Origin of the sequence: Nostoc sp. DedQUE12b (assembly GCF_034530835.1) — a bacterium.
GTDB lineage: Bacteria > Cyanobacteriota > Cyanobacteriia > Cyanobacteriales > Nostocaceae > Nostoc.
The window spans coordinates 1-22,513 of sequence record NZ_JAVRCI010000022.1; the positions used below are offsets into that span (position 1 = coordinate 1).

16 protein-coding genes and 3 pseudogenes are annotated in these 22,513 nt (G+C 40.7%); 11 read left to right on the top strand and 8 right to left on the bottom strand.

All coding sequences use genetic code 11. The features are described from left to right. The first annotated feature begins 241 nt into the window (after positions 1-241). Positions 242-2,002: a pilus motility taxis protein HmpF gene (gene hmpF, locus RMY16_RS13475; RefSeq protein ID WP_322736787.1), complete on the top strand. Its 1,761-nt coding sequence runs from the start codon at positions 242-244 to the stop codon at positions 2,000-2,002. 237 nt (positions 2,003-2,239) lie between these two features. On the opposite strand, the gene RMY16_RS13480 is transcribed toward hmpF, so the two are convergent. The 3 genes from RMY16_RS13480 to RMY16_RS13490 all read right to left on the bottom strand — a co-directional run bounded on the left by RMY16_RS13480 (position 2,240) and on the right by RMY16_RS13490 (position 4,792). Continuing rightward, positions 2,240-2,848 (bottom strand): hypothetical protein, encoded by a 609-nt coding sequence (locus tag RMY16_RS13480; protein WP_322736788.1) that lies wholly within the window; start codon positions 2,846-2,848, stop codon positions 2,240-2,242. 542 nt (positions 2,849-3,390) lie between these two features. Next, a complete protein-coding gene (gene tilS / locus RMY16_RS13485; protein WP_322736789.1) occupies positions 3,391-4,383 on the bottom strand; it encodes a tRNA lysidine(34) synthetase TilS in 993 nt (330 codons plus the stop codon). A 79-nt stretch (positions 4,384-4,462) separates the two neighbouring features. Further along, entirely contained in the window at positions 4,463-4,792 is a 330-nt protein-coding gene (locus RMY16_RS13490; protein WP_322736790.1) for a KGK domain-containing protein, read from the bottom strand. Positions 4,793-5,201: 409 nt separating this feature from the next. On the opposite strand from RMY16_RS13490, the pseudogene RMY16_RS13495 reads away from it, so the two are divergent. From RMY16_RS13495 to RMY16_RS13515, 5 genes and pseudogenes are all read left to right on the top strand, one after another. Further along, a pseudogene (locus tag RMY16_RS13495) lies at positions 5,202-5,459 on the top strand (ribonucleoside-triphosphate reductase, adenosylcobalamin-dependent); the annotation flags it as partial. 677 nt (positions 5,460-6,136) lie between these two features. Continuing rightward, positions 6,137-7,930, top strand: coding sequence for a group II intron reverse transcriptase/maturase (gene ltrA, locus RMY16_RS13500; protein ID WP_322736791.1), 1,794 nt, complete (start codon positions 6,137-6,139; stop codon positions 7,928-7,930). Between the two features lie 93 nt (positions 7,931-8,023). Then, a pseudogene (locus tag RMY16_RS13505) lies at positions 8,024-8,902 on the top strand (ribonucleoside-triphosphate reductase, adenosylcobalamin-dependent); the annotation flags it as partial. A gap of 291 nt (positions 8,903-9,193) precedes the next feature. Next, positions 9,194-10,267, top strand: a pseudogene (nrdJ, locus tag RMY16_RS13510) (ribonucleoside-triphosphate reductase, adenosylcobalamin-dependent); the annotation flags it as partial. Between the two features lie 182 nt (positions 10,268-10,449). After that, positions 10,450-10,668 carry a hypothetical protein gene (locus tag RMY16_RS13515; protein WP_322662852.1) on the top strand — a complete coding sequence of 73 codons (219 nt, stop codon included), beginning with the start codon at positions 10,450-10,452 and terminating at the stop codon, positions 10,666-10,668. A 671-nt stretch (positions 10,669-11,339) separates the two neighbouring features. Here RMY16_RS13515 and RMY16_RS13520 read toward each other — a convergent pair. Continuing rightward, positions 11,340-13,109: a WD40 repeat domain-containing protein gene (locus RMY16_RS13520; protein WP_322736792.1), complete on the bottom strand. Its 1,770-nt coding sequence runs from the start codon at positions 13,107-13,109 to the stop codon at positions 11,340-11,342. 406 nt (positions 13,110-13,515) lie between these two features. Then, the gene (locus RMY16_RS13525) at positions 13,516-13,911 is read right to left on the bottom strand and encodes a hypothetical protein (RefSeq protein WP_322662848.1); all 396 of its coding nucleotides are present in this window, start codon (positions 13,909-13,911) and stop codon (positions 13,516-13,518) included. Positions 13,912-14,230: 319 nt separating this feature from the next. Here RMY16_RS13525 and RMY16_RS13530 point away from each other — a divergent pair, with 319 nt between their 5' ends. Together RMY16_RS13530 and RMY16_RS13535 are read left to right on the top strand one after the other, a co-directional pair. Next, positions 14,231-15,211, top strand: coding sequence for a dienelactone hydrolase (locus RMY16_RS13530; RefSeq protein ID WP_322736793.1), 981 nt, complete (start codon positions 14,231-14,233; stop codon positions 15,209-15,211). 11 nt (positions 15,212-15,222) lie between these two features. After that, complete coding sequence (locus RMY16_RS13535; RefSeq protein ID WP_322736794.1) at positions 15,223-15,900, top strand: SDR family oxidoreductase; 678 nt, start codon at positions 15,223-15,225, stop codon at positions 15,898-15,900. A gap of 1 nt (position 15,901) precedes the next feature. Here the strand turns inward: RMY16_RS13535 and RMY16_RS13540 are convergent, their stop codons facing one another. The 3 genes from RMY16_RS13540 to RMY16_RS13550 all read right to left on the bottom strand — a co-directional run bounded on the left by RMY16_RS13540 (position 15,902) and on the right by RMY16_RS13550 (position 18,976). Further along, positions 15,902-16,954 carry an aromatic ring-hydroxylating dioxygenase subunit alpha gene (locus RMY16_RS13540; protein WP_322736795.1) on the bottom strand — a complete coding sequence of 351 codons (1,053 nt, stop codon included), beginning with the start codon at positions 16,952-16,954 and terminating at the stop codon, positions 15,902-15,904. A 183-nt stretch (positions 16,955-17,137) separates the two neighbouring features. Next, positions 17,138-17,575 carry a secondary thiamine-phosphate synthase enzyme YjbQ gene (locus RMY16_RS13545; protein ID WP_322736843.1) on the bottom strand — a complete coding sequence of 146 codons (438 nt, stop codon included), beginning with the start codon at positions 17,573-17,575 and terminating at the stop codon, positions 17,138-17,140. Positions 17,576-17,785: 210 nt separating this feature from the next. After that, positions 17,786-18,976 (bottom strand): pyridoxal phosphate-dependent aminotransferase, encoded by a 1,191-nt coding sequence (locus tag RMY16_RS13550; protein ID WP_322736796.1) that lies wholly within the window; start codon positions 18,974-18,976, stop codon positions 17,786-17,788. Positions 18,977-19,633: 657 nt separating this feature from the next. Here RMY16_RS13550 and RMY16_RS13555 point away from each other — a divergent pair. The 3 genes from RMY16_RS13555 (at position 19,634) to RMY16_RS13565 (ending at position 22,338) form a co-directional block, all read left to right on the top strand. Next, complete coding sequence (locus tag RMY16_RS13555; protein ID WP_322736797.1) at positions 19,634-20,626, top strand: hypothetical protein; 993 nt, start codon at positions 19,634-19,636, stop codon at positions 20,624-20,626. A 284-nt stretch (positions 20,627-20,910) separates the two neighbouring features. Continuing rightward, positions 20,911-21,102 carry a hypothetical protein gene (locus RMY16_RS13560; protein WP_322662834.1) on the top strand — a complete coding sequence of 64 codons (192 nt, stop codon included), beginning with the start codon at positions 20,911-20,913 and terminating at the stop codon, positions 21,100-21,102. Between the two features lie 90 nt (positions 21,103-21,192). Then, entirely contained in the window at positions 21,193-22,338 is a 1,146-nt protein-coding gene (locus RMY16_RS13565) for an AI-2E family transporter (protein ID WP_322736798.1), read from the top strand. Positions 22,339-22,513 lie beyond the last annotated feature (175 nt).

Here is a 22,513-nt window from a genome sequence, read left to right on the forward strand (position 1 = left end):
ATCTTTCGTAATACACTTTGACAAAGCTAGTGTTAACACGGAAGTCATCATCACTGTCATCAGTACAAAATATAAAGGCGCGACCAAATCGCTTCTATAAGTATCAAGACGTAACATTTTGCGTCTATAGTTTTGTCTGTCTTGTTCTTCTAAACCCTGGTTCAGTGAGACAAGTTAACAGAATTATTTAAGGTATATCTCAAAACACGAACTTTAAGTGCATCAATAAAGGACTAACGGTGTGCTGTATTTAGCAGAAGTACAAAAACAGAAAGGTGGTTTACTCAGTGGCGGTGGCAAAACCGAACTGAAACTGCTAGCTTGTCAGCGAACTGACCAGAATTGGAGTACTGTGTCGGAAGAGGTGATTGCCGCTGAGGACGCAAGCAAATTAAATGATGGCGCTTTGGTATTGGTTGAACTCAATCCCAATCGTCAAGTGCAGCGAATTCAAGAAGCAGGGCGTCCACTCGTCAATATTTTGCAGAATTTTTCCCGCCAGTTGGAGAAATTTAAGCTCAAGGAAGATGAGATCGATCAGTGGAAACAGTCACTAACATTTCAGGCGCAAGAGTTGAATCGCCGTGAAATGGACATGGAGGTACGAGCAGAACAGTTGCAGCAATTGGAGGATGAGGTACAACATCTAGAGCAGCAAAAACAGGAAGTTGACACCTCGCGCCAGGAAATTGAACGATTACAAGGAGAAATTGAGCGCAACCGCCAAGAGTTGGAAGGCGCTTGGGAGCATTTACGGGGTGAGCAGCGTCGCCTGGAAGAACGCCAAGCGGATTTTCAACAAGGGACGGTTTTGGATGAGGAGCAAAGTCGAGTAATGAGTGAGTTACTTGATCGCTTGTCTAGCCGTGTTACTCCTACGGAAACAGTTAGAGAACACCTGCATCTAGCCTTTGAATTAGTCGAAAAGCAGCAAGCGACTCTTAGCCCGCACTGGCAAAAACTGGAGGAGCATAAAAGTGCGATCGCACAACAGCAAGAAGAAGTTGAGCGCTTGTCACAAACCTTTAGCGATCGCCAAAATGCATTACAAGAAGCGCAAAATTCTCTAGTTCAGCAAAGAGCGCAATTGCAGATAAATACAGCAGACCTTACCAGTAAGCAAGAGTATGCTCGGCTCGTCAAAGAGCAGTTACGAAACGCTGAAGAGTTATATCAACAGATGCACTCTTTAGCTGCAACATCTGGTGATGTAGTTCTTGGTAAGGAAGCTGATGTGGAGGCTTTGGAAAAAATGCCTTTAGAAGAACTACAAAAGATAGTGCAAGACTTACAGCATAAGTTAGAAATCGACGCTAGCTTTGTTCACGATCAAGAACAAGAACTGAAATATAAACAAGAAGCTATAGAAGAACTTCAAACTAAATTAAATCACGCATCTGACCATGACCACATCAATTTGGAACTAGAACTAACTGATGAAAAAGACCTTTATCAGATGCTAAATTCCAGTTTGGTGGGACAACGCCGCAATATGCTACAGCATCAGAAGTTTCTCAAGCAACATCAAACTGTACTGCTACGGCGGCAAGGACATACTGTTACTGAGGAAGAAAGTAACAACAAAATTAATTTAGAACCGATTCTGTTACAAATTGAAAATCAGCGACAACAATATTCACAAGAAATCCAAAAGCTGGAACGTGAAATTGAGCAGATTCGTTCTGGTGTTGAGCTAAATCAGGGAATGATTGACAATCAAACTCACGATCTAGATGAAAAGCGCCAAGAACTGAAAGCGATCGAGGAAAATTTACTATCCCTACGAAGAACAACCGCTGAATTATCTGGTCGAGTGAATCTTTATCAAGAAGCATTACAACCAATTCAGGATTCTCTAGATGGATTACGGCAAAAGCTGCAAGGAATTGGAGAATCTTTGGATCAATTCCAGGAAACTGGTGATTATCAAGTCCAAGCGATCGCTCAGATGCGTCATACTCTCCAGAGTTTAATGCCTCAGCCAGAATTATTAGCATCTTAACAAGTTAGAAGTTATGGCGATTCACATCTGAATGAACTACATGATATCAAAACCTCACTCCCAACCTCTCTCCTTAGTAAGTATCCATTGGCCATAATTTTCAATTATGCAGTTGACCGGGTTTCAACATTTTATTGCTAACAAAAGATTTCCAACATTTTTAAGCCTTAATAAATCGCTAAAAGTCTTGCTGAATAAATGTTCAAATTTTGCTGTGTTAAGAGTGACAGAAAAAGGTTAGTTGTAAACAACAGTAACCTTTCCTGTAGCTGAATTCCAGTAAATTGCACCTCTTTCAAAAAAGCTCACTCGCTGTCCCGCAGTACCAACAGGTTGTTCGTCGGAAATTGGATAACCTAAAGGGCTTCTTTCACGCCCCATACTTACCCATTTTAACCGAATATCGCCATACACGGCATAAGCACCAATGCTCGGATGCCAATAGATTGATGCGTTAAACTCAAAATCATTGAATCGTCCTCCATTATAAGCAGGAAGCTCATCGGTAATGGGATAGCCAAAGCCATTTTCCCGACCAGTTTGGTTCCACTTCACACCAATGTCTCCGTAGACAGCATGTGCGCCCAAGTTGGGAAGCCAATAAATATAACCATATTGGAACTCATTGTACCGTCCTCCTCTAGCAGCAGGCAGTTCATCGGTTATGGGAGAACCAAGTGGGCTTGAATAACCACCTAGGCTTACCCATTTATCATAAATATCTCCGTAGATTGCTACTGCGTACACCGGCTGGTTCAGCACTAACGGCATCGTTACAAATGAAATTGGCATCACTGACAGGATTGCCAGTGTTGATAATCCAAAACCAAGTTTTTTAAGTTTCATAAAATTCTCTTTGTATTTATGAGCGTGATATAAAACTGACCATTAACTAAGATTATGTTCTTTTATATGTTTGCTGTCTATACATAAAAAATCAGTGCTTTAACTGAGAGTTTTTAACCTAAAAAATCAGTTTTATACGAAAAAATAAGTAAAAAAAGAGAAATTAAGGTAAATCCCTTAAATCTTCCACAATACGTACTAATAACTTGTTTCGTCTCGAGATCTTATGTCGGGTTGTCGTAATTCTTCAACTGCCCACTTCTGCATGATGTACTATGATCTATAACTATACTTTTCTCAAAACTATACCTAGCAAGTCTTTTGGTTTATTTTAAATATTTTGTTTTTTTATTAACAAAGATGAAACTAATGGATAGCCGAACTCACGGAGAGGAAATAAAGTACACTTTTATCGGGGTGAGGTACAGCTTAACCTCACTAGATTAGAAAATGCTATAAGAATGATTAGCTAAGAATTAAATAAAGTTTTGAGAGCAAATCTCAACACCCAAAATCGAAAATTCCAAACTTCAAACTCATAACTATTTCAAGCAGATCCAATCGCCTTCTACTTGAGCGATCGCACCACCAGGAAATGGATCAGTTTGGGATCGGTTGGGCGCTATGATTAAAGCGGTTAATTTTTCAATGTGTTCAAAACTGGGCGCATCAGTCAGTATTTGCTGCAATACCTGACGCATCACGCGACGTTGCAACGCCAGTGGTGCTTTCTGCAATACCCGACGATTTAACCGTAAGGGAAGAACAGTAAGAGAATCTTCTTCATGTCTCACGCCCAATGCCGCACCCCGCAAATGCTGGGCAGCTTTTTCCAAATATTCCACTTCCGCTTGTAAAAGTTCTGCTGTTTGGGCTAAGGCTGATTCTACTTGGGGGTTGAAATTATCTCGCAAATATGGTAGTAATTCTTGGCGAATGCGGTTGCGGGCATATTGCAAATCTTGATTGGTGGAATCTTCCCAAATTGGTAATTTAAATTCTTGACAAAATTGCTCTGTTTGTATTCGAGTAATTTCTAAAAGTGGACGCACTAAGACAATGCCTGTAGTTAAAGGGCGTTGCCAAGTCAAGGCTTGTAAACCATCAGCACCAGTACCGCGAATTAAATTGTAGAGGAGAGTTTCGGCGCGATCGCTGGCGGTGTGTCCTGTAACTATATATTGATAATTATTTGCCTGAGCGATCGCACTTAAAACTTGATAGCGCCAATCGCGTGCAGCAGCTTCACTATTTATCGGTTTGTTCGCTGTTTCTAAATAAAAGGATATACCCCAAGTTTTAGCTAAATTTTCGACGTGGTTAGCATTAGCTTCGGAGTCAGAACGCCAGCGATGATCGCAGTGAGCAATACCTAAATACCATCCCCATTTGGATTGTAAATCTAAAAGTAATTTTATTAAACACAGAGAATCTTGTCCGCCGGAGACAGCAACTAATAGCCGCTGGTTGCGCTCAAATAAGTGGCGCGATCGGATGGTGCGATGAATTTTTGCATGTAGGGGAGTCCATACCATTTTATTTTTTTCAGCGCACACAGACACAGATAATTTTCTATTATATCTGTGTATATCAACTTGAGTATTAGTTTTTACCTTACTTTAGTTGCTGCCGAAGGTCGTCAAGGGGAGAGTTTTCGTGTTTGATGTCTAATCGATTATCTTCGATTTCAGTTTCATCAGGGCAGAATTCTAGGCGCACTCTAATTTTACCTGTTCGCCATTGTTGACCGGGTATTAAAACACAACATTCAAATCCTTCTCCAAATACTCTTGATCCTGACGATGTAAAGTGTTCTGCCCAAATTTTTTTGATTTCCTTGAATAACTGAAACACTATTTGAGTGCGGGGTAAATTTTCAAATGCTTCTTGATAAAAATGCACAACATCATCATCAGAATTTAGAGGTTCCCATTCATCATTCATAATCAATTTCCTGTAACTAAATTTATAGTTCCCAAGAGATTGAAATTAATTGTTTGGATTTGACTGACAGCCGCAACTTATTTAACTATCACTGCTAGTTAGGGGAAACTAATGAAGAGTCCTGAGTACAATTAGCGGTAGCGGAGCGTTGAGCCATTGCTGAGTAGCGATCATCAGCCTGAAGATGGAGTGATAGAGATAATTTACTTAAAATTAATAGTGCTAATTATAACTTAGTATCCATCTCTTATCCAAGGGTAGAGGACATTATACATCATAAATTTCTGTTGTAATTAGTGCCGGGTAGAGCTAGCGTAAAGTGGACAATTTGACAATCTTTAATACTCAAACTACTTGGCGTATAGTCATAATCTGTCCGCACGCAAGAAGAACGCAAGACACTTAATATATGGTTCAGAATCTCGAAAGAACACGCCAGAGTGCAAGGTTTCCAGAAACTGCACCGGCTGCTAATCCCGTATTTTTTAGAACCTATAGCCGCCGTACAAAGGCCGGACTAAGGGAAACATGGGATGAGGTATGCGATCGCACTATACTCGGCTTAGTCGAGTTGGGAAAGTTAACTCAAGAAGAAGCTGCCACACTGGATAAGATGCAGCGCAGCTTGAAAGCTATGCCTAGTGGGCGCTGGCTATGGGTTGGTGGTGTGTGATTCGTTGAGTCGAAACTGGTTACAGGAAAAGCTTTTCAGCAAAATCCTTAGCCTTGAGATGACTCACTAGGTTCTTAGAAATCCGTTACAAATACTCAAGCGGATAACCGAATAAGTTATGTACGGATAACCGAACCTTGATAACTGTATAACCTTATAGGTGATGTGACAAACCATCACAAAGTCCTATCCTCCAAGCGTGGGAGTGAAAGCATTTCCCCTACCTAGTGACTGGTTATCAAAGGGTAAAGCGGGGAAAAACGCTGGTAAAACCAAACCATGAGGTGAATCCCAGCAAGCAAGAATGCATGGACAACGAAAGTGAAGGTACGTCTGAACAGTCGTAATCCAGTAAGCAGCGAAAAGAATGGTTGATACGCTGCGGTCAAAAGACACTGAGACACATAGGAACCTGAAAGTACCGCCATAAAGGTCACGCTTTCCTGTCTCCGGCTGAGTAGTACCGTCCTAAACATTCAAACAAAGGTTATACGGAACGAAGTAATCCTGTCTGTGGCTCTCTAAGAGGTCGATATTAGAGTAGGAACCAATCCACAAGCCCTAACAGGAAGAGATGGAATCAGAAGCAAAATGCCTACCTGTAATGGGTATGGATACGCAGACAGATTCCCGATGATTTGGAAGATAGAGTTTCAACAAAAGCAATGAAAATGACTAAAACACGGGAAAAACCGATGGTGGTATGGACACAAGTGAACTGGCGAAAGCTAGAACGCACGGTGTACAAGTTGCAAAAGAGAATCTATCAAGCCTCTCAAAGGGGAGATGTCAAAGCAGTGCGTAAATTGCAAAAGACTCTTCTAAATTCCTGGTCTGCCAAAATGCTTGCCGTCCGTAAAGTGACACAAGATAACCAAGGAAAGAATACTGCGGGAGTAGATGGGAAAAAGGCTCTAACGCCTAAAGCCCGATTTGAGCTAGTGAAAACACTAGAACTAAACCACAAATCTACCCCCACCCGCAGAGTATGGATTCCCAAGCCCGGGAAAACAGAAAAAAGACCTTTGGGTATACCCACTATTGCAGAACGGGCAAAACAAGCACTGGTGAAATTAGCCTTGGAACCCGAATGGGAAGCCAAGTTTGAGCCTAACAGCTACGGATTCCGACCTGGTAGAAGTTGTATGGATGCTATTGAGGGTATCAAAGTAGCAATTAAGCAAAAGAGCAAATATGTTCTGGATGCCGATATTGCAAAATGTTTTGACAAAATTGACCATAAGAAACTTTTGAACAAAATCAATACGTTTCCAAAACTTCGCAGACAGATTAAAGCATGGCTTAAGTCTGGTGTTTATGATAGCGGAGCATGGTTTCCAACCGATGAAGGAACCCCTCAAGGTGATGTAATTTCACCATTATTAGCAAACATCGCTTTACACGGAATGGAAAAGATTGTCAAGGAATTTGCCCGAACCCTTCCAGGGAAAAAGCACAATAACGAGAAGGAAATCACCTTAGTCAGATATGCCGATGATTTTGTCATCCTACATCCCAAGTTGGATGTACTTATGAGGGCTAAAGCACTAATTGAGGAATTCCTTAATGATACTGGTTTAGAACTTAGACCAGAAAAAACTCGCATCACCCACACCTTGGAACACATGGGTGAAGAAACCCCTGGTTTTGATTTCCTTGGCTTTAATATCCGCCAGTACCCAGTAGGGAAGTACGCAACAGGCAAAAACACACACGGGAAACCGCTAGGATACAAGACATACATTAAGCCAAGCAAAGAGGCTGTTAAAGCTCACTATCAAAGGTTAGCTAATGAAATTGATAAGTTAAAATCTTGTCAATCTCAAGTCGAACTAATCAAGCGACTAAATCCAATCATCACTGGATGGAGCAACTATTACTCCAAAGTTAACAGTGCTGAAATCTTTTCAGAGCTTGACCATTTACTAACACTGAAGTTAATTGCTTGGATTAAGGCTAGACACCTACACAAATCTATAAAACGGTGGATTAGGAAATATTTCGGCTCCAAAGGTGGGTCAAACTGGATATTCCGCGCTATTACCGAAGGTAAAACACTCTATCTTACCTACCACGGTGATTTCCATATCCAGAAATTTGTCAAAGTCAAAGGAGAAGTCAGCCCCTACAACGGCGATTTCATCTACTGGGCTACCCGCATGGGCAAAAGTGTCGAATTACCAACTAGAGTCTCCAAACTGCTGAAAAAGCAGAATGGAAAATGCACAGAATGCAATATGTACTTCAGAGATGGAGATGTAATGGAAGTAGACCATGTTATTCCTCGAATCAAAGGGGGAAAAGACAGCTACGAAAATTACCAACTATTGCATAGACACTGCCATGACATCAAAACCAAACGAGACGGTACTCATGACAAGAGCCAAATCATTGAGGAGCCGTGTGATGCGAAAGTATCACGCACGGTTCTGAAGCCGAGTCATATTGGCGACAATGTGGCTTAGGGTAATACAGACTGGATAACCAAGCCAAAGAACTTTTCCGGGGCTTATAATTGTACTTCTACCAATCTCGAAGACTGGAGCGCCTTCGGCTTAATGATGGATTTGGCAATGATGGGCTGTGGTACTGGAGCCGTCCTAGAACCACAATTTATTAACCAGTTGCCCCACATCCGTAATCGACTAAATGTCACTGTAAAAGGTGAAATTGGCAGCACTCCTGTCCAACTGCGACGTGAATATACTGAAACTCATATAGAAGGAAATAACGTCACTATTCACGTTGGAGATAGCCGTGAAGGTTGGGTTGAATCATATCAAGCCTTATTAGAACTCTCTACTGATGAGCAATTTTCAGCAGAAGTGGAAGTATTAGTTGATATTAGCGATGTCCGAAAAGCAGGAGAAACTCTCAACGGCTTTGGAGGAGTTGCAAATCCGGTGAAATTGCCTGGACTTTATCAGCGTTGTGCTTCTATCCTGAATAAAACTGTAGGGCGGCAATTAAATTCAGTTGAATGCTGTCTGTTAATCGATCAAGCTGCTGTAACAATTGTTGCCGGCAACATCCGAAGAAGCGCGGGGATGCGTCAGTTTATTGCTGACGATGAACAAGGAGCTACCGCCAAAGATAACTTATGGCAGCAAGATGAAAATGGCAACTGGCGAATCGATCCAGAGCGTGATGCACTCAGGATGGCAAACCATACCAGAGTTTTTCACCGCAAGCCCACTTTAGAAGAATGTGTTGGTGCTGTCCGCAAACAATATTATAGTGGCGAGGGAGCCATTCAATGGGCTGGTGAAGCCGTAGCGCGATCAAACATAGATTTGCTACCAACACAAGCTTTGAAAGTTGAGTTTTTACAAGCTTATGAACAAGGAACAGCAAAACAGTGGTTAAAAGAACGTTATTCAAATCTTGATGCTAATGAGTTAGAACATCGTTTAGCTCGCTATGGGCTAAATCCGTGTGGTAAGTGATTTTGCCTCACGTTAAAAACCTCGCAAAAACGGGGAAGGCTGAGATGCTAATCCCGTGGTAATCAAAGGAAGTAAAAAGTCTTTGACACCGTACAGCGTAGAGAGTGAAACTAGATGACATCCGAAATTGGTGTCTAGAATATAATCTCTCCAAGAGTGCGGGGGCGGATGTGAAAAACACTTTTATTATCTGATATCACATCTGTAAAAGGTACGCGGAGCTACTGCAAATAATCAAGCAGTAGAACTAGGGGATAAAAAGCCTCTAGGGTAACAAATCTGGAAATCATCGGTAGTAACTTCCACTGCAATTTGTCAGAGGTTCACCTTAATCAAATCGACCCACGTAACTACAAAGAACAAGAAGAAGCTTTCACTGCTGGGGCGTTATCTGTAGCGGCACTTTTAAATCACAAATTCCTAGAACCACGCTATCAATACAGCCGTGAATTAGACCCAATTGTGGGAGTTTCTTTTACAGGTTTATTTGATTTCTTTGTCCATGCTTTTGGTGTTGATTGGCTGCGTTGGTGGGAAGCAGGAAGGCCTGCAACTCCCCAAGGATTAGCTTTCAAGCGTGAGGAAGAAAAATATCTAAGTTCTTGGAGAGATATTGTACATCGTGTAGTTTGGGATTATTGCGATCGCCACAATCTCAAGCGCCCAAATCGCTGCACTACAGTGCAACCCAGTGGTACTAAGGCTTTATTAACTAATGCTAGTTCAGGCTGGCATCCTCCCAAAGCTCAAAGATTTATTCGCCGGATCACCTTCGGTAAAAATGACCCAGTAGCTTTAGCTTGTATTGACTATGGTTACAACGTCATTCCTTCTCAATCAGACAAAGATGAACAAGGTAATTTGCTTAACGATCCCTTCGATCCACGGGTGAGTGAATGGCTAGTAGAAATCCCTGTTTCTGTAACTTGGGCTGATTTACCAGGAGCTGATGAAATTGATGTTTCTAAGTTTTCAGTCTTAGCCCAATTTGATTTTGTCCTCCAGGTTCAACGTTGGTACGTGACTCACAACACATCAGCAACTTTGGAATTGCGCTCTGATGAAATCGAGCCTTTGGGACAGCGCATTTACGAAACCATTCAGAATGATGAAGGATATATTTCAGCGGCTCTTTTAGCTCGTTTTGATGATTTGCAATCATTCCCACGTTTGCCATTTGAACCAATAAATAAATCAACCTACGATCGCTTAACTCAAGAAGTGAAAGCGCGGCGCAAAACAGATGATTTCTGTGCAGTACTAAGCCGCTACGATTTAGGCGAAATGACAGAAGCTGGCCCTAGTGGTTGTGATTCTGATAAGTGTATGTTTCCTGATCAGCAACCAAGCTTGTAAGGGGAGATGAGTGGAGAGTTGGAAAATGAGGGAGATGAGGGAGACAAGGGGGACAAAGGAGAATTTACTCCCCCCTCTCTTCCTTGCCTCTTCTCCATGCTCAATGCCCCATCGCCAATGCCGTAACACGTTACGATCAATTAAGAAGTAATAATTTTTTACGGCAGTGCCAGGAGTCTCTTATGTTCATTGATGAATTGTCACCTATATTCAGAGAATTTACCCAGCATCCAGTCTCATTTGTGGGTGGGTTCTTCTCTGGTGTGCTTCGGCTCAATCTTGCAGACGATCCCGTTAAAAGCTGGCTGGATAAACAAATCCGCTCAAATAGTTACACTAGCAACACAACGGAGGCGCATAACGGCAAAGCCACCGGTCCTCAGCAGATTTCGATTGACTAAAAACTCCATCCATACATAGTTAAATTTACTACAAAAGAAGGAGTCAGTGCTGCGTCGGCAGCACTGACTCCTTCTTTCTACAATAGACTTCTTGGCATTTGTCGGGGTAAAGGGGAAGGTGGGGTCCCCTCTGGGGATAAGGGGCGGGGGAAAAGGGTAAAGAAACTCAAAATCCTTTCCCTTTAACCTTTTTCCTTTTCCCTAAGAGTGCAAAAATATATTTTTGCACTCTTAAGGCAATACTTCTCGGGTTTTGGGGAAAAGGGGAAAGGGAAAAGGGAAAGAAAAAACCTTTAACCCTTACCCTTTACCCTTTACCCCAAACCCGATTCCGAGTTAAAAATGCACAAAGCGAGAAGTATTGACTCTTAAGGGACTTGCAAAAAATAAATTATCCCAAATTATTTATAGATTTATAGGGGCGCAAGTCCTTGCGCCCCTACGACGGAATATTTTTTAACTGGAAGTCTCTAGGGAAAAGCAATCTAAACTAGATTTTTGCTCATTAATTGTTGTCTCCAGGCTAAACAAACTTTGTAGCAACAGACTTTTTAAAGTTTGTTGTCCACGATTCTCAAAGACTCCACAAGCACGAATTACATTAGCGAATCATTGTAATCCTGCAAGAAGCAAGCTAAGTAGAAAATGTGAGGATCAATTACGAACTACCATTAACTGCGTTGCCAAATTTTAATTGTCTTATCCAAACTTCCACTGACTAACATTTCACCGGAAGCTGTGAAGGCTAATGCTGTGACTATATTACTATGACCTGTAAATGTACCCAGTAATTCCCCAGTTTGTAAATGCCACAACTTGATAGTTTTATCAGCACTACCGCTGGCGATAATTTGTCCATCGGGACTTAAAGCGATCGCATAAACTCTACCTCTATGCCCTTTAAGGGTATGAAGTAATTCTCCAGTCTCCAATTGCCAAACTTTAATCGTTTGATCCCAGCTACCACTCACAAGCAGTTTAGCATCTGCACTGATTGCTAAGGAACAAACGATGTGAGAATGACCCATAAGGGTGTGTAATGGTTGTGCATCTTTTAAACTTTTGATTCCCGTTTGGGGTGAAGTGCGCCAAACTTTGATTTTGCGGTAACTACCTGTAACGAGAGTTTCGCCATCTCGACTTAAAACTAGAGAATGAGCAGCTGTATCATCTAAAGAAAGTGCGATCGCTACTTGACGTTGCATCAAATCCCAAAAGAGAATTTTTCTGTCATCTCCGCCTGTCGCTAACATTCTGCCATCTGGGGTGAAAGCAGCACACCGCACTACTCCATTGTGTTTGTGCAAAATATCTATCAAGTCTAAAGCGCCTACGTGCCAAAGCTTAATTGTTGAATCTGCACCGCAACTCACTAAAGTCTGTCCATCTGAACTAAAAGCTAGGGAATTCACTTCATCCACCAGCCCAGATATTACCCAAGGATACTCTGATAATGTCTCAATTAATTCACCCTTGCTTAAATCCCAGAGTTTCGTTTCTCCACGACTACCACTTGCCAATATGGGTAAGGCTTTGCCATTGTTACACGCAAAACTGAAAGCGAGGCAATTAATCCCTCTGGTGTGTCCTTGCAAAGTCTGCCAGCATTCCCAGTCACCGACTATATTCTTAAGGTAATGATCTGATGGTAGAGTTTGTATTGTATCTGCGATCGCCATCTCATTAATTACTGGCGACGTGTCTTTTTTGCCAATAAGTGATTCTAAATACCAATTTAACCCCCCTGCATACAACAAGTTACTCGGAGTGACATAGAGTTTTGGTTCAGTCAATTCAAGTTGATTTGTAGGTAAAAAGCCTGTTATTATACTTTGTTTCTCGTAACCTAAATTACCTGTAGATGGATAAAACAAACACAGAAAAATTAATACTTGGTGATTTTTTAAATCTTCTTGAGTAACTGACCACCTAATTTTGTCTTTCTTAATACCATTAAAACTTTCTCCATCAGCAACGTAAACTTGAACACTTAGCTGAGGATGATCTTTGAGTATATAAGGAAATTTACTTTCGCCACACAAATTTCCCTCATCATCTAAAATCATGTTTTGCAAAGTATCTTGTGACACCTTTTTTACCAATTTGCCCAAGCGTTCAGTTATTACTCTGTCAACAATATGCTCCCGAAAAAGATAATCTTGAGCTTGTTGTTGGAAGTATTTAGGAAAAGGTATCGTCCAGTCAGGCGGCTCAGGATATTCCGGCGGGGTTGGCGGCGGATTTTTAGCGAGAACTTCTGCTTGTTGGCGAGAAAGTTCTTGGAGTCTAGCCAATGGCTCGCCCCAAAAGGCTATAACTTCAGTGTGACAACCTTTAACTTGACTTTCCAGTAAAGATAAGTCATAAGTTTTAGGTTTTTTCACACGTTGAAGGAAGTCAATTTGTTGAGCTTTGAGTAAGCTAATCCAATCCATCTCCATTCCTGCGGCAAACTATTGCATACCTACGGTAAGCTATACAAATGCAATTACTCAAGTTTATAATCTTAGTTAATTAAAAATTCAGTAATATTAACAGTCTAATAAAACACAGCCATTGACAAATGTTTCCGTGAAAGAGATAGATGGATAGCACTTAGACATTTCATGAACTGATGCAGTTGAAGTATATAGAATTAGATGATATCAGTCAATTCTAACGGAGATAGAGAATGAGATACTGTTTCCCTAGAAACACTTCTAGCTGTAAAGGAAAGTTGAATTTGAGACGGATTTTAAAGACTAGAGTAAGCTGAAGTCAGCAAATAGCTACATAAAAATAACCTAGTAACGATAATTCTCGGAAATATCATCTGAAATCGAAATAAATTCTGAAGATTGGCTAATTTTAACCTTTGCGTTTCGGTTGTCTGGGTGTAGTACTTAGATCAGAAGAGTCGCCAAAAGTATCCCTTGCTTCGATCTGTTTAATTTTCATTTGCAAGTTCAAGTCATCACTGCTAACAATTGTTTCCAAATTCGCTAATCTCCGCTCTAGCAGTTCTATTTGCTGCTGTTGCAAATAGTTAGTTTTGGATTTTTGCTCATCAGAACGCCAAACAGCAACTGTACCAACAGCCGCGCCACCAATAGCAACTAAAGGAAGAATAGCACCGCTTCTAGTAACGGCTGACAGTGGGACGCAAACTCCCAGAATGGCTACTGTAATTACCCAAATTCTTGTGGTGGCAGATAATCTGACATCTTGATATTGTTCTAGATTTGATTGAGATTTTTTAGCCATAAATTTATCCAAAGAAAAGTTATTTGCTACATTCGCACAAATGTTGACTAAATTACTTCCTACAATCGGGTTAAGTATAATTGCTATCCTAGTATTATCTTTGTAATTATGGTTACTCAGTTATTTACGATCGCTAGATTAGGATTACTGGGAGTAGTTGCAATACGGTTCGGTTAAAGGGGAAAGGGGAAAAACTTTTAACCCTTAACCTTTTCCCCAAAGGTAATTCTGAGTTCAAAATGCTTATCCGAACCCTATTGGGAGTAGTTGTACCTGGGCAATAGAATAATTTTCGGAAAATGATATTAGGAAAAACCAGATGACAGTTGATAATTTTTTCCAAGCTGCTAAAATTGAGGGTTTCCAGTCTCCTTACGATACTATTCACCTGAAAATTTTCTATCCAGCACAGATGCCGAGTCAGGTAGAAATAAATAGAGAAATTTTGCCAGTAGATTTAGAAAAAGCACCTTTTCCAGTAGTGATTTTCTTTAACGGCTTTAACTGTGATGCTCAACAATATCAATGGTTGGCGGTTAAACTCGCTGAACATGGACTAGTGGTGATTCTGTTTAACTGGATTGCAGAAGTTATGCCAGGAATAATTAGTCTGACTCCAGGGATTGATATTGAAAAGAGGAAACCAACAATTTATCGTACTGTTCCGACTGCTTCGGCTTTACCTGCACTGCTAGCGAAAGTGGAACAGTTACAGTCTGAGGGTATTTTAGCTGGAATGCTCGATCTGCAACGAATAATTTTAGGTGGACACTCCGCAGGTGGTAGAGTAGCAATCGAAAATGCCGATCCTCATTTTTTCCCTCAAATTGCAGCATCTTTTGGCTATGGTTTACACACTATGGCAACGTTATCACTAGGGTATGAGGCAGGTACTATTTTACCCTTACCAGACTCCCTACCACTTCTACTGATGGGAGGAACCTGCGATGGAATAATTGCCAACAGCTGCGATCGCTATGGTATAAGTCCTGGAAATGCTACCACCTCAGTCATCCGTACATTCCAAGAAGCAATTACTGGCGGACGAAATGATAGCTATCTACTACTTTTGGAAGGGGCAAATCACTTTTCGATAGTTAATCAGCCAGACTCCACCTTAAAGACACCCTTGTTGGACTTTCCCGCCACCCAACCCCAAGAAAGCTTCCGTTTGCTTATGAGTGAAATCATTAATTTGTTTATTGACACTCATGTTCGTCATCAACCAGAAGCATCTCAGTCGCTTGAGCAATTATTAAATACTGCCAATCCTCTGATAAAATCCTTTGAGCGTAAATAGTTAAATTTATTATGACAATTGGATCTTATATTTTTCTCGCTGGAGCAAGTCGCGGTGTTGGTCGAGAAATTGCTCAATATCTGACATCTCAACAGCTAAAGGTTAAAGCACTCCTGAGAACAGCAACAGTTGCTAGTGAGCTAGAAGCAATGGGTATTGAAGTAGTTCAGGGAGATGCCTTGAATATTGGCGATGTCGAACGCGCAATCGTGACAGATGAACCTATTCACACCGTTATTAGTACAATTGGCGGTTTACCTTCAGATGTAGAAAGGCCGGATTACCCTGGTAATAGAAATCTAATCGATGCAGCAGTTAAAGCTGGAGTGCAAAAGTTTATTCTTGTATCTTCCATAGGTGCTGGCAGTAGTGTTGTTGCTGCCTCACCCCAAGTTTTAGAGGTACTGGGAAAAGTTTTAGCTGAGAAAGACAAAGCCGAACAACACTTAATTGCCAGTGGACTTACCTATACAATCATCCGTCCTGGTGGACTCAAGTCAGAACCAGCAACGGGTAATGGTGTTTTGACTGAAGATCCGCACATTATTGGTAGCATCAATCGTGCAGATGTGGCGCAGTTAGTTGTTCGCTCTTTAAATAGCCAACGTGCCAATAATAAAGTCTTGTCAGCCGTAGACCGAAATATGCTATTCGGGCAGAGAGAATTTGCCGAATTTACTTTGGAGTAATTTAAGCACGCCAGCGCAGTATTTGACTCTTGACAGGATTGACAAATTCTCGTCCTTCAGCGACAGATCGAGCGTACTCCCGCTTTAACTGGTAATACCACTGTGCCTGCATATCTGAGTCTTTAATCAGCCGCAGCACAGGATTATATTTCAAACCAATTTGCTGTTTTTCCACAACCGTTCGGTCTTGGCCAATGAAAGTCCGCGCCAGCACGTGTAACAGTGGTTTGAAAAATCCCACCCAAGGAAGTGTCCAGTAAAGAGCAAAAGTTACTTCAGTTTCGATGTCTGAAATTGGTGTAACTGCCGTCAAATTAACGACTCGATTATTACCAATGGTGGTTTCTTCAATTCTGACTCCAGGCAAACGAAAGGAAATCTCCGTTTCTGGCACACCACCGCCAATCAACCAGTATAATCGACCACCATTGGCTGGTAATCGGTGTCGTCGCATCGTAAAGCCGTAGGGCGAAGCATCAAATTGCTTTACTTCTTCGTGCAATTGCTCATTTCGCCACCACCAAGCACGATGAACGTAGGGTGAATGAGCAGGATCCATCAGACCTACTACTGCATGATCTATAAAACAAGGAAATTTTACTACTTCTACAAACTGGTGCGATCGCCCATCAAACCCTGGAATTACCGGAATTTCCATATCAGATGCAGGTTGAGGGTTATCGGGATCGGGCATATATATCCAGATATTCCCTTGGGCTTCGCGAATACTATATGACTGCACGTCGAAGCGACTCAAATCCATTTGCTGCTCCTCCACAAGAGAAGGTATCGCAGTACAGCGCCCAGCAGAGTTAAAGCGCCAACCGTGATAACAGCATTCAACTTCCTGCCCATTGAATCTCCCACAACTCAAGGGCACACCACGATGGGGACAAATGTCTGTCATTGCAGACACTTTGCCATCCTGGCTGCGAACTAACAGCACAGGTTCTCCCAAGAAAATGCGGCTGATCATCATACCTGGCTTGATTTGATCGCTAGGCAGAGCATAGTACCAAGTATTACGTAATACAAAATTATCGTTATTTTTCATAACTAATGGCCTCTGCCTTTGACACAACAAAAGTCCTGGTTTGTGGAAAGGAAGGTGATGCTGGAAAACATTCTTTCAGGTTTTTAATTACTGTAGGTAAGTTCAACTGATGTACTTATTAGTCGTGTTCGTAATTCTCTCAGATTTAGGTTGTTCTAAAAGCATTGCGGGTGTGAAATTGGATTATTCGCCAGAAATCTGTACAAATACCGTTCTTTTACGCGGCCCATCCAACTCAAAAAACAATACAGATTGCCAGGTTCCCAAAGCTAATTTACCATCCACAATGGGAATTATCTCACTCGTGGTCAGCATCATTGCCATTAAATGAGAGTGAGCATTAATCGGCTCATCTTCTGGGACATCTCTTAAATGCAAGTCATTATGTAAATAGCTGTCTGATTCCGGTGCTATTTTTTGCAAGAATACTTTTATATCTTCTAATAATCTGACTTCATTTTCGTTGATAGACAACGCTGTTGTTGTGTGTTGAGAAAATACTAAAACTTGTCCATTTTTAATTAATGTTGAGGCAATAAAATCTTGAATTTGTGGGGTGATATTATGAATATTAATTTTTGGCTCAGTTTCAATTTCAATTAACTTATTAATAATTGGCATCTGTTGAATTTTATATTTAGGATTGCGGACGAGTACCGCAAGGCGGAAGTCAAAAGTTAACACTGAGCGGAGTCGAAGTGTCAAAAGTCAAAATAATTATATTCTAAGCTCTTGCGTCATTTGAAATCGTATGTTTATTTCCGCTGTTCTGTATTAGGTAGACTAACACAGCTTAACGTCTTCTTGAAGGAGGCAGGAATTGAATGACTTCTAACTTGTAACTATAGTTTCCAAACCCTGTACCAATCTTTCTATACCTTCTTTTGCTGTCTCTTTTTGCAGCGCCCCATAGGCAACACGTAGGTAGCATCCGTCATCCATACCAAAGGTTGTACCTGGAATAACTGCTACTTTATATTCCTGGATCAGTCTTTTGACTAACTCAAAAGCATCCATTTGGGTATGAACTTTGAGGAAAAAGTAGAAAGCGCCATCTGCGGGAATAATGCTACATAAGCCTTGTAGACGGTTGAGGGAGTCTAATACTAGTTGGCGTACTTGAGCGATGCCTACGGCGGGGTGCGCCAACGCTCCTATATGACTCTTCAAATAATCCTCTTTTGCCTGCAATGCCCCTAAAGCTGCATATTGAGAAATGACTGGCGGACAAATCAAAATTGTATCCTGGACTTTTTTAACGGCGACAAGTAAGTGTTTGGGAATCACCATATAACCAATGCGCCAACTGGCAAAACCGTATGCTTTAGAAAAACTATAGAGAGAAATGGTGTACTCACTGCTATTATCAAATGACCCAGGTGAAACGTGTTTTACCCCGTTATAGGTAAAGAATTGATATGCTTCATCGCTGATGTGGTAAATACTGTGAGTAGCACAAATTTGATTTACTTGGCGTAATGCGGCTTCAGAATAGACAACTCCAGTGGGATTATTGGGTGAAATTGTCACCACAGCGCGTGTTTTGGGAGTAATTGCTTGAGCGATCGCTTCTGGACGCAGTTGGTAATTTTCATCTGTGGCCACTAATACCGGACGACAACCAGCCATTGCGATCGCCATTTCGTGGTTGAAATAGTAGGGTGTGTTCAGAATAATTTCGTCGCCTGGATTAGTGATAGCAAGAATGGCATTCATAAATCCCATATTGCTCCCTGCTGTTACAACGATACAGTTTTCCTCGTTGATTTCAATCCCGTTGAAGGCTTGCAATTGTTCCGCAAGTGCTGTCAGTAAAGGGGGAATTCCCTCTACTGATTTGTATAAATTATTAGCGGGTTCGGCTAAGAATTTAGCTAAAAATTCTATTGCTTCATGTGGTGGGTTGTAAGAAACAACACCTTGTCCTAGAGAAATGGTTCCAGGAGAGTTTTTAATCAGTTCCCCAACCACAGGAATAATTGGCGATTGTACCGCCTGCATACGAGAGGTAAGGGATTCCATATTTTCTTGCCTATATACCTGCTTTTAGTATCTCTTAATAGGGAATAAGCAACTAGTGCAGCACAGCGGAAATAAAGCACCCCTTCGGGTTCGGCAGTTCCTCATGGTGGCAACCGCCTTTGAGCAACTGCCTCACCATTGCAACTTAATGAAATGTTTACTTGCTACTATTTCAATTCCCGAAGTCAAAATCAAAGTTATACCAATACTCCCAGCTGGGGAAAGTTTAGCATTGCATCGCGATTGTCAAAGAACTGATTTTAAGGGACTTCCAGTTAAAAAATATTCCATTGTAGGGGCGCAAGGTCTTGCGCCCCTACAAATATACAAATAATTTGGGATAATTTATTTTTTGCAAGCACCTAATATCAAGTTAATAGATGTAATGAAAATCTATTTTCTACATTTAATTTTAGGCTTGGATGAATATAAAATTCGATATCTGTGTTGTTTATTGCTGTACATATTGCTACTTTGAAATTTTTTTCAAAGTATAGATAGGTTGGTTTCAATAGATTAAAATAAAATTCAAACCATACTTTACGGACACTTTATATAAAATTTAAGCTTGGTTGATATTAGTAGATATTCGTTCTTTGGCGTGTAAGGTAGAATGCAGCTAGACAACTAAAGCTTGGTTACTATTAATCAAAAACAATGTTTATTTCACAACGTGGTATTATCACATATGCTTACGGAGCGTCTTATTATCTCGAAATGGCAAAGTCATTAGCACGTTCTCTACGTCTTCATTCACCAAATATTCCGCGTGCTATTGTTACTGATAATAAAAACGATAAAGATTTACTAGAACTTTATGATTATGTTATAAACCTTAGAGAGGAATACGGTTCTAACGTCAAACAAAAGCTTCACATTTATGATTATTCTCCATTTGAATATACACTTTGTATTGATAGTGATTGCATAGCAGTGAGGGATATTAACTTTATTTTTGATGATTTTAAAGGCAGAAGTTTTAGTGTGGCAGGTAATGAATATCTTCAAGCAGGTGATAAAGATAAATTCATTGATGTAGATAACACACTCAAACAATTTAATTTGACAAAATTACCTAGATTTAATGGAGGTCTCTATTATTTTGAAAAAAACGATACTACTAAGGCATTTTTTGAAACAGCACTAGAATTTTCAAGAGACTGGAAAAAGCTAGGTATTAGTGAATTTCGTGGTGATGGCCCTAATGATGAACGTATTTTTGGTCTAGCTATGATGCTACACAATCAAAATATGTTTGAAGATAATGGTCAGACGATGCGAACACCTATCGGTCTTCGTGGTTCTTTTGATATAGATGCGATTACAGGTAAATCTACTTTTCAAAAATATAATCAGGTGGTATCTCCTGCTCTTGTACACTTTGCCTGTGTTTGGGGAGAACATCCCGTATATCGTCGTGAAGTATCAAAGTTAAAAAACCTAGACAATGGCTCAGGGAACGAGGTCAAGTCTAATATATTTTCCGCAATTCAATATAAGTTTGGCTATCAGATTGCTTTATTAAGATATATAGCTAAACGTGTACCTAAAAATCCTAAATATATTCAAGCTAGAGTGAAAAAACTTTTGATAGAATTGCCTGAATTGATTAAAGCTAAATATAGAATTGAGCCAGGTCGGAGCAAATAAAGTTTGCTAAAACTCTGCATTTCTTTGTGCTTAACTTGAATTAATCAAAGGCTGCTTTGGTTACTTTCTGTAAAGCTTTAATAGTGTATAATGTGCTGTCTGAGGTTCAGGCAGCACTAACAACGTGTAATAGCGATCGCACTTCACATCCTTCGCTCCTGACAGGTACTGGAAATTATATTTTTGTGAAAACTACAAGGATTGTATCTGTGGGTTTATTCTAGAAACTACAGGGTACAACGCAAATTTGTATGTACCACAAAAATCTGTATTGCCGTACTTTTATGAAAAATCAACTAGGATTAATTCTAAAACTGCTTTTACTCTCGGCTTTCTTATCAGTATTGATTAAGTATGCAGGGCCAAGTCTACCAATTCCGGCGACAGCAACCAACGCGCTGATTATAGTATTATTGCCGATTGCGATGGTAGCGATCGCTCTACTGTGGCGATTTCAAGCACAAAAACAAAATTAACTCAAACTATCTACGCACAAGTTCCTAAAATCAGCTAACCTAGCTGAATTACAAGAAAATTGCATCTTGCCAACCGTTGGGAGTTAGCCTGTGAACCTGGGTCAATGGATCGGCTTAATCGCCATACTTCTTTGTTTATACATCCTGTGGCAAATTCGGGAAGTGCTTTTGCTGATGTTTGCCGCAGTTGTGTTAGCCACCACCTTAAATCGCCTAGCTAAACGCTTTCAAAGATTGGGGATGAGGCGTGGATTCGCCGTCCTCTTAGCAGTAGCTATCTTTTTCGCAGGGATCGTGGGTTTTTTCTGGCTTATTGTACCGCCATTTGCCCAGCAGTTTCAAGAATTAACCTATCAAGTTCCTAAAGGGTTTGGACGCTTTAATAGTTGGCTTGATGCTTTGAGAACTCGTATTCCTGACCAGTTAGTTCCTTATATCCCAGATATCAATAGTCTCATCCAACAAGTACAGCCCTTCGCCAATCGGCTACTGGGAAACTCCTTTGCCTTTGTATCTGGCTCTTTGGAAGTTGTCCTCAAGATTTTGCTAGTATTGGTTTTAACAGGAATGATCTTAGCCGACCCCGTGGCTTACCGCAAAGTATTTGTGCGGCTTTTCCCCTCATTTTATCGGCGGCGGGTAGATGGGATTTTAGATAAATGTGAAGTCTCTTTGGAGGGATGGATTACAGGCGCTTTCATTGCCATCTTTGTAGTGGGGGTGATGAGTTTGATTGGCTTATCAATTTTGCATGTCAAGGCAGCACTTGCTTTAGCGGTTTTAGCGGGATTTTTTAACTTGATTCCCAATTTGGGGCCGACAATGAGTGTAATCCCAGCAATGGCGATCGCTTTCTTAGATGAACCTTGGAAAGCGGTCGCTGTCTTGATTCTCTACTTTATTATTCAACAGATTGAGAGTAATTTCATTACGCCTGTTGTCATGGCGCATCAAGTCTCATTGCTACCCGCTATCACCTTAATAGCCCAGCTATTTTTCGTAACTTTCTTTGGCTTTTTAGGATTATTTCTAGCGCTACCTTTAACTGTTGTCGCTAAGATTTGGTTACAAGAGGTGTTAATTAAAGATGTTTTAGATGAATGGGGAAATCATCATAAAAAAGAGACTGAGTTTGTAATAGTGTCTGAATCTCCTGGAACAGATGATAATTGGACGGCAGAAAATCCAGATAGAAATGATAATCCCTCGATTGATGATGATATCTTGAAAAAATAAGATTAGTCACTTGGAGTTATATGAAATTTTGCAAATTTTGAAGCGATTGGGATAATGAGTGCTGGAGTGAAAAAACAATAAGATTCCCAACTTTTTTTTTTATAAGTTGGAAATCTCATACTTTTGAGTCTTTCTCCCCATTCACCATTCAGCAGGAAGCGCAAGCACTGAGAAG